Origin of the sequence: Aquimarina algiphila (assembly GCF_007489275.1) — a bacterium.
Taxonomy (GTDB): domain Bacteria; phylum Bacteroidota; class Bacteroidia; order Flavobacteriales; family Flavobacteriaceae; genus Aquimarina; species Aquimarina algiphila.
Genome location: NZ_VLNR01000112.1, coordinates 1 through 11,017 on the forward strand (window position 1 = coordinate 1; position 11,017 = coordinate 11,017).

The following is an 11,017-nucleotide window of genomic DNA, read 5'->3' on the forward strand; positions in this document are numbered from 1 at the left end:
TAGAACCGAAATTAACTCGACTCAATTTACATTGGCACAATTCGAACTGTAAAAAGTGGCACAGTTTGAACTGAAATTACTGGCACTATAGCTCCGAAATCAGTGGCACAAATCAAACCGAATTATCCATCAAAATCTAAATTCAATTGTGCACTTGCAAGGTTAAGACTCAGCAGCGTGAATATTAAAATGTTTTTTCTCATGATTGACTTAATTTTGTTGGAAAATTACAAATCAGAGGAAGTATAATCTATACATATGATTAATTTTATATGATATATGTTTTTTACTAGGAGTAAGTGTGTTAATTTAATAGTTATACTATTGGATTATGTATTGTTTTAAGCATGGTTAATATTACATGGTTTTAATCTTCGAACTTTCTAAGAAAGTATTTATGTAATAAAGAATCATAATATCCATAAACATAATACCCATTAAATTTGAATACGGTTTCAGCTTTTTCGTTATATATATCTTCAGAAAAATCCTTGATTTTATCAAAAGCATTGGTTGGCACTTCACCTTCTAGATGAGACATTTGTTCATCAAATAGACAATGGATACGAGTAGATATTGTTGATGCATAGCTAGCATAAGCATAATATGTTGGGGTCGCAAAAGCATTCGCTACTCCAAAAGTAGCACCTCCAACAGCACCAAACCCAAATCCAACCATAGGAGCACCTCCTCCTCTTATTTCTTTTACTCCTCCTAAGGTAAGTTGTATTGTATCTTTTATATAGTGAGCAGAAACTCCGATTTTTCCCGATGCAATTTTTCTCAAAAACTTTTGTGTTTTTTCCATTTCTCTATACCCATTATACATTGCTCCTTCCTGTATAATAGGTGTGTTCTTAAATGTAATAGTATCTTTTCTCCCTAAAGCAATTTCTTTAATAATTTCATTGGATGTCAAGTCGGTAGCTTTAAACTTCATTTGACCTCTAATACCAATAATTTGATATAATCTGTTTCTTGATAGAAAAGAGTTCGATTTAATGAATGCTTTATTGGTTTTATTAATGTCTTGCAATACAGGTTTTTTTATATTGGATATTTTGTAATTAACAGTATCTAGATTAAGAGTTAATACTTGTGTATACTTATTTCCTACGTCTAGTGTCACTATAATAGAGTTGTCACGCCTATAAAGTTTAATAGGTTTTGAAGTTACTTCCAAGGAATTAGGAATGCCCTCCTCTATATATTCAGTATCAAATATTGCTTTGCTAATCCCTCCTTGAGATATTAGAAAGGATTTATATAGTGACGTTATTTTGTCATATTTATCAAAGAATTCTTCATTAGTGAGATCATATGTTAAAGTCTCTTTTTCCCCAATTGGTTTTATCTTGTGGATATTTAGTATTGAAGTCTTTTTAGGTATAGCTAGAATGAAAATTTGATTTTTATAAGTAAAAGCTTTTAGAAAACGTTCTTTTTCTGATAATATAGTAGTGGTAATAAGCTCAATTTTTGCTTTTTTGGTATTTATTTTAATAAGCTCCATTTTCTTTTTAGAATCATCTGACAGTAAAAACAGATATTTGTTTTCACCTGAATTTACTTTTTCTAAAATATTTTTAGCCTTTGACTTTGGTCTTTCAAATTTTTGTTGATCTATGATCTCAAAACCTGAATTGTACTTATTAAAATAAATATCTTTCCTGTCTGCAATGAATAGTGATAATTCGTTGCTTAACGAGTTAACAATCGGGATAGATTCTCTTCTTTCGCTTAGATTTGATTTTAAGCGCAGCTCATCTTTAGAAATTAATTCTTGTGAGAAAGAAAATAAGACAAAGGAAAAAATCGATATTAGGGTAAGAATATTTCTTTTCATAAAATAACATTATCTTCTTATGAATGTCATAAGAATCAGATTTGTTACCAATTTTGCAACTTTTTTTAAAAAACTAACTAACGATCGCGCCTGGATTTACGTTGTCTTCGTCCGGATTTAGAAATACGATTTTACCTTCAGGATTTTCTGTCATAAGGATCATGCCTTCGCTTTCTACACCACGTAGTTTTCTTGGGGCGAGATTGACCAGTACGGTTACTTTTTTACCCACGATTTCTTCAGGAGTAAAATGCTCAGCAATTCCAGAAACTATCGTTCTTGTGTTAATTCCTGTATCCACTTTAAGGACCAGAAGTTTCTTTGCTTTAGGCATTTTTTCTGCTTCTACGATGGTTCCTACCCTAATATCTAATTTGGTGAAATCTTCGAAAGTAGCAGTTTCTTTCTGTGGCTCTATGGCTTTTTTTTCTGCAGCGTTTGCCTTTTTAGTAGCTTCTAATTTATCTAATTGGCGTTGTATTTCTGCATCTTCTATTTTTGAAAATAATAATTCTCCTTTTCCAATTTGATGTCCTTCAGGGAGTAGTACATCTTTTGTTGCAATTTCTTCCCAGTTTAACCCAGAATGATCAAGAATCGATTTTAGTTTGCTACTTGTGAATGGTAGAAACGGTTCTGATAATGTGGCAAGTGCCGAAGCAATTTGTAGTGCTACATACATAACAGTTTTAGTACGTTCTTCATCAGTTTTAATGGTCTTCCATGGCTCTTCATCTGCTAGATATTTATTTCCTAACCGGGCTACATTTAATAATTCCTGACTAGCTTCTCTAAATCGGTATCGTTCTATAGAACTCGAGATCACAACAGGATAGGCTTTAAGCTCTGCTAGGGTTTGTTTATCAATTTCAAATAATGTGCTTGGCGCCGGTATGATACCATCATAATATTTATTGGTTAATACAACCACTCTATTAATAAAGTTACCAAATATGGCTACTAACTCATTATTATTACGCGCCTGAAAATCTTTCCAGGTAAAATCATTGTCTTTGGTTTCAGGAGCATTTGCTGTAAGCGCATATCTTAAAACATCCTGTTTATCAGGAAATTCCTCAAGATATTCGTGTAGCCATACCGCCCAGTTTTTTGAGGTAGATAATTTATTTCCTTCAAGATTTAAAAACTCATTGGCTGGGACATTTTCGGGTAATATGTAACTTCCTTCTGCTTTGAGCATACTCGGGAAAATAATACAGTGAAACACGATATTATCTTTTCCTATAAAATGAACTAATTTGGTATTTGAATCTTTCCAATAAGGTTCCCAGTCTTTTCCTTCTCTTTCTGCCCATTCTTTAGTAGAAGATATATATCCAATAGGAGCATCAAACCATACATATAACACTTTTCCTTCGGCCCCTTCTACTGGCACAGGAATACCCCAATCTAAATCACGAGTTACTGCTCGAGGACGAAGTCCGTCATCTACCCAGGATTTGATTTGCCCATACACATTAGTTTTCCAATCTTTTTTATGACCTTCTAAAACCCATTCTCTTAGAAAACTTTCGTATTGATCTAATGGCAAAAACCAATGCTTTGTTTGTTTGGTTATTGGTTCTGCTCCGGAGATAGTAGATTTTGGATTAATTAAATCTGTGGCATTAAGAGAACTACCACAGTTTTCACATTGATCTCCATATGCTTCTTCATTACCGCATTTTGGACATGTACCTGTTACAAATCGATCTGCAAGAAATTGATCAGCTTCAGGATCATAGAGCTGTTCTGAAGTTTCTTCTATAAACTTACCATCTTTATAGAGTTTTTTGAAGAATTCTGAAGCAGTTTCATGATGGATAGGAGCAGAGGTTCTCGAGTAATTATCAAATGAAATCCCGAACTCCTCAAAGGATTTTTTTATAATAGCGTGATATTTATCAATAATAACTTGAGGAGAAACTCCTTCTTTTTTAGCTCGCATTGGGATTGCAGCACCATGCTCATCACTACCACAGATAAAAGCAACATCTTTGCCTGTAATTCTTAAGTAACGTGAATAAATATCTGCAGGGACATAGACACCTGCAAGATGGCCTATGTGAATTGGGCCATTGGTGTATGGTAAAGCTGCTGTAATCGTGTATCTTCCGTTTGTGCTCATAATGCTAAAAAAATAAGGCACAAAGGTAATAAAAACACTTGCAAAATATGACCACAGCAACGTCCAATTATTTTGGACACTTACTGTGGTCTTGTATGTTGATTTATGAGATTACAATCGACCTGCTAAAATTGCCGATATTGGTCTGAATTTGATATACATATGGTCCTGTACTTAATCTCGTACTTGCCGCTTGTTTTACGTCAATTACCAAATCATCTCCTTCCATAAGCATCTCATTACTCAATATGGCAACTTGTTGTCCAATTACATTGTATAGCGATACTTCGACATGCATTGTCATCGGACTTACAATATTAATATACGTTTGATTATCACTGTACGAAACAATATGGGTTAGATTTTCTCCATCATTTGGGATGTTAGAAGTGGTGCCAGAACAGTTAAATCCTAAATCTAGAGATTCAAAAGGACCACCATCGGTATCTAATAGTGCTCTTCCTACCATTCCTTCATCAATACATAGCCAATCTTTCATAACCGAGGCATACACTCTTCTAAAGTCCATGGTATTGGTTACATTTCCTCCTCGTGTCAAACTATTTAAGTCAGGATGTTCACCTACAAAACCATTTCCGTTAAGCGCAGTTCCAAAGAACATGGTTGGTGCCGCAGTACCATGATCTGTTCCCAGAGAACCATTTTCTCTAAATCGTCTACCAAATTCTGACATGGTCATAGTAAGTACTTTATCATCCCATCCGGCAGCGGTTAAATCTGCATAAAAATTATTTACAGATTCAGAGAATGAATTCAATAACTCCTGGTGTCTTAGCGGTTGATTATTATGAGTGTCAAACCCACCTAAAGTAATCAAGAATACTTTGGTACCTAGGTTTCCTTTAATTAATCTTGATATGATACTGAATTGTCGTCCTAAACTGTCATCCAGGTATCCGCCAAAATCAGAAGATCTATTGTAAGCAGCACTAATCACTTCGGCATAATTGAAGGTCGTATTTGTTGCTTCTCTTAGGAATCTTAATCTATCACCATAAGTACACTCATCAAGTCCTTCTAAATCGTAAAAAGTTTCATTTTCTATAATTTGAAGTAATCTATCCGGATTAGAAATCGCAAAAGAATAATCACTTTCAGGACCTTTAAAAATTAAATTTCCAATACTTCCTATCTGAATAGAAGGAGGACTTGGAGGTGGATTAAAAAAGTAATCAGGATAAATTTCGCCAAAATATCTACCCATAAACCCGGTACGATCATCTTCTCGTAGATTAGTGTTTGCATAAATATCTGATCCTTTAAAATGTGATAACGATGAATCTTCATATCCAACACCATGAACTACTTTCATTTTTCCATCACCCCATACACTTTCAAGCTTATTCATGGGTTTTGGCATAGCAAAATCATCATCAAGAGTAATAAATTCACTGGGTGGTATTCGTATTAAAGGTCTTGCATTGGCATATACATCATAATCATAAACTGGGATTATGGTATTAAACCCATCATTACCTCCACTTAAACGTACAAAAACACAAATATTATCGTTTTGAGCTTGACTTAGCGCTATAGATAATGGAGAAGGTCTTGAAACCGAAAGCGGTGTATTAGCAAGCATCATCGATCCTCCACCTGCTAGCCCTAAGGCTTGTAGAAATGATCGTCGGTTCCATTTTTTATGATCGTCGGTATTACAGTTACCGTCTTTGTCTAATTTTATATTTTGATTGTGATTAGTTTCACACATGGCAATTTTATTTAAGTTGAAATTCAGGGATGTCTACAATGTAGTCTAAGAACGCAAGAAATTGTTCTGATACCTCGGGTCGGTCTAGTCTCCATATCGCAGGGTCAGTAGCTCCTACGTCATAGTAACTGGGAGGAAAAGCTGGAACATCTCTAAAGACACCAGAAATTTCATTAAAAATAACAGGGTCAGCTATACCTCGAGGGAAGAAGTAATTTACTAATGCTCGAACTACAATGTCCACTTCTGAACCACTTAGCGTATTGACAAGATTTCCTTCAGATAATTCTCCTATGGGTAAACCTACAACAAAATCTCTAAATTGTTGCTGATCCTGAGCCCATGCTCTATTGACAATAAATCTTGCACTTTCCCAACGACCTATTAAAAGGTCAGGACTAATCCAATCTTCATCACCTTGCCAACCTTCTACATCTACGGGATTTAACACGTCCTGTCCCAAAATGCGAACAGTACCTCGTACATAATCATTAACGTCTGTATCGGATAATGTAAACCCTAATTCATTAAAAAAGCAAATCATCAAATCACAAGGACTTTTGATAATTGATCCTATTGCATTTTGATCAAAAAAGTGTTCACTTTTAAACAGCTGACTAAGTACCGGTGCAATTTGAAAACCATTGGTGATAAAAGTTTGAGCCATTTGATCAACTATAGCTTCATTACACGTAGGGCTCACAAAATATGCATATAATTTGGTGCAAATAAAAGTGGCTACCTGAGTTTCTCTCTGTGTAAATAAAATATTGATGACATCATCATATGTCCAGTTTCCGGTTTGCCCGAAAATAGTTTTAGATTCGTTACTAAATTGTGCTGGATTAAATAGAATATCACCCCATGGTATATCATTGGTATTTACATACCCGGTAAGTGCTTTTGACGTTTCCTGAATATCATCTTCAGTATATGCATTATCGACACCAAGAGTGAATAGCTCGTATAATTCTCGAGCATAATTCTCGTTAGGACGATCTCGTATATTTTCATCACCATTAAGATATACCAACATAGCATTGGTAATTCCTATATCTGATACAAAATCTCTAAAATTCCCCAATGAGTGCATCTGGAGAAGATTATAATATTGGTATTGATAAGCAGGACTTCTATAAACATCATCTTCTGTAACAAAATGATTGCTCCAAAATAGCGTTAATCGATCTCTAACTTTGTTTTGTATCAAATCACCAACCATTTGGTTTTTCCATTGGCGGCGGTAGAATCCAACAGTGTTTTCTTCATTAGCGTTTTCGGCCGCTTCAAACTGGTCTCTATTCCAATTCCACCATAAAGGTTGAGCTGTAGGAATTAAAGCAAGAGCGTCACCAATTAATTGATCTATTAACGCAGAAGGAGTCTGCGTTAAGGCAGCCGTAACTTCGGCTTTTGATGCTCCAAAAGCAATCCTACGATACAAATGATGAACTTTGTTTACGTTCCAGGGATTAGCTGGAGAAGGGACATATTCGGCTAAGGAAGCTAGATTACATGTAGTATCTGACATCATAGACAACAGGTTTATTAATAGAATTTAGGGACAAAATTGTGTACAATATAATAGATTATAACGAAAGTCTTTGTTAATTAGTATCGTAAAATTGAAAATTTAAGAAATGTTTACCCCTGATTCTGTTAAAGTTGGAGATAAAATAGCTATTGTTTCTACGGCTAGAAAAATTAATATGAAAGAAGTGCGTGAAGCAATAGCACTGCTAAAAAGCTGGGAACTAGACCCTATACTGGGTTCAACAATAGGAATAGCAAACAACCAGTTTGCCGGGACAGATCAAGACAGAATAGAGGATTTTCAAAGAATGCTTGATGACAAAGAAATTAAAGCAATTTGGTGTGCACGAGGGGGTTATGGTACAGTAAGAATTATTGATCAGATAGATTTTTCTAATTTTTGCAAATCCCCAAAATGGATTATTGGATATTCTGATATTACAGTATTACATTCTCATATTCATACTTTGAGAATACGGTCATTACATGCTCCTATGCCAATTGATATTCATAAAGGGACCAAAGCAGCGCAAATTTCTTTGAAGGATACTATTTTTGGAAAAAAAATAAAATATACTATCCCTTCTTCAAAAAAGAATATTGCTGGAGCCTGTACAGGTCAATTGATAGGAGGAAATTTATCTATTCTATATTCTTTATGTGGTTCAGCATCTTCCTTAGATACTTCGGGTAAAATTTTATGTATCGAGGATTTAGACGAATATTTATATCATATTGATCGAATGTTATATAACCTTAAACGAAACGGCTATTTTGATAATCTATCAGGATTAATTGTGGGAGGGATGACCAACATGCATGATAATAATATCCCATTTGGTAAAAAGGCAAAAAGGATCATTTTGGATATAGTTTCAGAATACGATTTCCCGGTTGCATTTAAATTTCCATTTGGGCATATTGAGGACAATAGAGCTCTGATTTTTGGTGCAGAAGCCTCTCTTACAGTAAAACATGATGAAGTAGTATTAGAATATATATAATTATGGCAGAACATAATGCTCTAGGTAAAAAAGGAGAAGAATTAGCAGTTAACTTTCTTATCCATAAAGGATATGATATTTTGGAGAGAAATTATAGATATTTAAAATCCGAAGTAGATATCATTGCCAGAAATGAAGATATAGTAATAGCAGTAGAAGTAAAAACACGAAGTACACCAGAGTTCGGAAATCCACAAGACTTTGTAAAACCTAAACAAATGCAATCGTTGGTTAGGGTTATGGATCATTATATTACAGAACATGATTTGGATGTAGAAGTACGTTTTGATATTGTAGCGATTATAAAAAATAAACAAGGAACCAATATTGAGCATCTTGAGAGTGCATTTTATCATTTTTAGAAGAATAAAACCGTGCTAATGTATACCCTAGGTCGAGAATTATTTTTAATCAAATAATTTTACGTAAGTTTTAATTTCTTTTTAATACAAACTATGGATGTTATTGATTTTGTGGTCTTTTTGGGAATTAGTCAAGGAATATTTTTGGCAATAGTACTTCAGGTATTGCAAAATAAAAACAGGTTAGCCAATAGAGTATTGTCAATGATTTTAATTATCGCTTCTATAATGCTAACAGGTCGATTTTTCTTCACTGTGGGGTTTCCTAATATATTCTTTTTTAGACTTGCTCTTTTTGTGGATATACTAGTTTTTATATTTGGACCCCTATTCTACCTTTATTATCGAAGATTGATATTTAATGAAAAAACAAAATATGTCTTAAAGTACACTTATTTTATTCCGGCATTAGGGATGGTAATATATCATTTATGGACATATCAGTATTCCTATGATGAATTTTTTTTGATGTTTCAGAACGGAAGCCTTACGGGACCTTTTTTAATTGTAGAAACCGTTGGAATCATTTTTAATTTTTATTTTGGTTATCGTTGTTTTCAATTATTGAAAATGTATCAAAGAGAAGAAAAAAATAACGTATCATATTCTCAACATTTAGCCACATATCTCAAAACAATTTTAGTTATAAGCGCTTTGTTTTTATTGCTTTGGATTGCAAGTTATATATTGGCATATTTCTTTAATATTTATTCATCTTTCTTAAGTTATAATGCAATATGGATAGTAGTTTCTGTTTTTATTTATGTAATAGGTTTTTATAGTCTCAAACAACCTGATATTTTTAGAATGCCACTATTGCGAAAGGAACAAGCTAAAAATAGAGAAAGATTAGAAGGGCAGATCTTACAAGAATTAAAAGCAGGATTAGAAAAACTTATGATTGAAGAGAAAATATATCTGGATCATAAACTAACCCTAGTTGATCTGGCTAAAAATTTAAAAACCTCTACTAATAATGTTTCATGGCTTCTTAATAATATTCATAAAACAACTTTTTATGAGTATATTAATACATATAGAGTGAGAGCATTTGTAGAAAAGATTAAGAGTGGCGAGCATCATCAACATACACTACTGGCATTATCAATGGATTCTGGTTTTAATTCTAAATCTACTTTTAATAAGGCATTCAAAATGATAGTTAAAGATACCCCAAGTGGTTATGTAAAAAAAATAGATTCTTTATAGATGCAAAAGGGTTTAGATGTACCCAAGCGGTCGATTTTTTTGTTTTTTGAAAATACTTTTATTGAAACTTTAAAAAACAAAGAAATGAGAACACTTTTAAAAAAGGTCGCGTATGTAACAACTTCGTTAGCTCTCTTATTTAGTATTTTGCTATTACATTTATCTTGTAGTGGAGATGGGATTAATCCTGATCCCGAAGTAAAAACATTAATTAGTGATTTTGCAGGGAATGGTGCAGTATCTGTTGATAGAATTGGGAATGTATATGTTTCAGAATACGGACGGTTTGTTGATACAGGAGGTAGTGGTACTCGAATTTTTAAACTATCTCCAAAAGGAAAAATTTTGGATACAATACTTGGCCTGTCAGGGCCTATGGGAACTGCAAAAGATTCTAAAGATAATTTGTATGTTAATAATGCTAATAATACAGTAAATGGTCAAGTATTACAGATAAAACCTAATGGAGATCGTGAAATTATTGCAACTATAGATGGATGGCCTAGTAGCATGACTATAGATTCTTATGACAATTTGTATATTTCTAATTATACGGCTCCTACGGTTCATAAAATTTCTTCTAGCGGCGAAATGACAGTATATGCAAACGATCCAAGATTATTAGGAGGTGTGGGGATTGATTTGGATAGTAAAGGAAATGTAATTGTTGCTAATTTTTATACGGCAGATATTTACTCTATTGATAAAAAAGGTGAGATTTCTTTGATTGCTAATATACCAGATATTGTAATTCAGAATTTTGGTATTGGTTATATTACGGTGATAAATGATACTATTTATGCTACAGGAATTGCGGTAAATTATATTTATAAAATTTCAATGAATGGTGAAATAGAGATTCTGGCAGGCACTGGTGAAGTTGGACAAGTCGACGGACCTTTGTTAGAGGCATCTTTTCATAATCCAAATGGCATAGCTGCTAACAAATACACTAAAACATTATATATCTCAGAATATACAGGAAGTGGAGGTGTGCGTAAAATAAAACTGTAACCAAATTAAGTCTTTTTGATAATTTGTTTGGTAACTTAATGTAATAGCTGCTAAAAAAGAAAAACCCGTTGTGCATTTAGTTAATATTAATTTTTAGGTTGTTTATATTTCTGTTGAATTCAAACCTATTGATATATTGAATAATGGTCATTGCTGTGATCTTTGATAAGATTCTATTTTTAAATCCCT

8 protein-coding genes and 1 pseudogene are annotated in these 11,017 nt (G+C 33.3%); 4 read left to right on the top strand and 5 right to left on the bottom strand.

Annotated elements, in window-relative coordinates; translation table 11 throughout:
- Window positions 1-367: 367 nt before the first annotated feature.
- The 4 genes from FOF46_RS29310 to FOF46_RS29325 all read right to left on the bottom strand — a co-directional run bounded on the left by FOF46_RS29310 (window position 368) and on the right by FOF46_RS29325 (window position 7,240).
- Window positions 368-1,846, bottom strand: a complete 1,479-nt coding sequence (locus FOF46_RS29310) for a hypothetical protein (protein WP_143918995.1) — start codon at window positions 1,844-1,846, stop codon at window positions 368-370.
- Between the two features lie 73 nt (window positions 1,847-1,919).
- Window positions 1,920-3,974 (bottom strand): methionine--tRNA ligase, encoded by a 2,055-nt coding sequence (gene metG, locus FOF46_RS29315; RefSeq protein WP_143918996.1) that lies wholly within the window; start codon window positions 3,972-3,974, stop codon window positions 1,920-1,922.
- Window positions 3,975-4,077: 103 nt separating this feature from the next.
- Window positions 4,078-5,706: a DUF1501 domain-containing protein gene (locus FOF46_RS29320; protein WP_143918997.1), complete on the bottom strand. Its 1,629-nt coding sequence runs from the start codon at window positions 5,704-5,706 to the stop codon at window positions 4,078-4,080.
- A 7-nt stretch (window positions 5,707-5,713) separates the two neighbouring features.
- Window positions 5,714-7,240 (bottom strand): DUF1800 domain-containing protein, encoded by a 1,527-nt coding sequence (locus FOF46_RS29325; protein ID WP_143918998.1) that lies wholly within the window; start codon window positions 7,238-7,240, stop codon window positions 5,714-5,716.
- Between the two features lie 106 nt (window positions 7,241-7,346).
- Here FOF46_RS29325 and FOF46_RS29330 point away from each other — a divergent pair, with 106 nt between their 5' ends.
- The 4 genes from FOF46_RS29330 to FOF46_RS29345 all read left to right on the top strand — a co-directional run bounded on the left by FOF46_RS29330 (window position 7,347) and on the right by FOF46_RS29345 (window position 10,828).
- Complete coding sequence (locus FOF46_RS29330; protein ID WP_143918999.1) at window positions 7,347-8,243, top strand: S66 peptidase family protein; 897 nt, start codon at window positions 7,347-7,349, stop codon at window positions 8,241-8,243.
- 2 nt (window positions 8,244-8,245) lie between these two features.
- On the top strand, window positions 8,246-8,605 hold the full coding sequence (locus FOF46_RS29335; protein ID WP_143919000.1) for a YraN family protein: 360 nt from the start codon (window positions 8,246-8,248) through the stop codon (window positions 8,603-8,605).
- A gap of 93 nt (window positions 8,606-8,698) precedes the next feature.
- A complete protein-coding gene (locus FOF46_RS29340; RefSeq protein ID WP_143919001.1) occupies window positions 8,699-9,814 on the top strand; it encodes a helix-turn-helix domain-containing protein in 1,116 nt (371 codons plus the stop codon).
- Between the two features lie 84 nt (window positions 9,815-9,898).
- A complete protein-coding gene (locus tag FOF46_RS29345; protein ID WP_143919002.1) occupies window positions 9,899-10,828 on the top strand; it encodes an NHL repeat-containing protein in 930 nt (309 codons plus the stop codon).
- Window positions 10,829-10,904: 76 nt separating this feature from the next.
- Here the strand turns inward: FOF46_RS29345 and FOF46_RS32835 are convergent.
- A pseudogene (locus FOF46_RS32835) lies at window positions 10,905-11,017 on the bottom strand (IS982 family transposase); the annotation flags it as partial.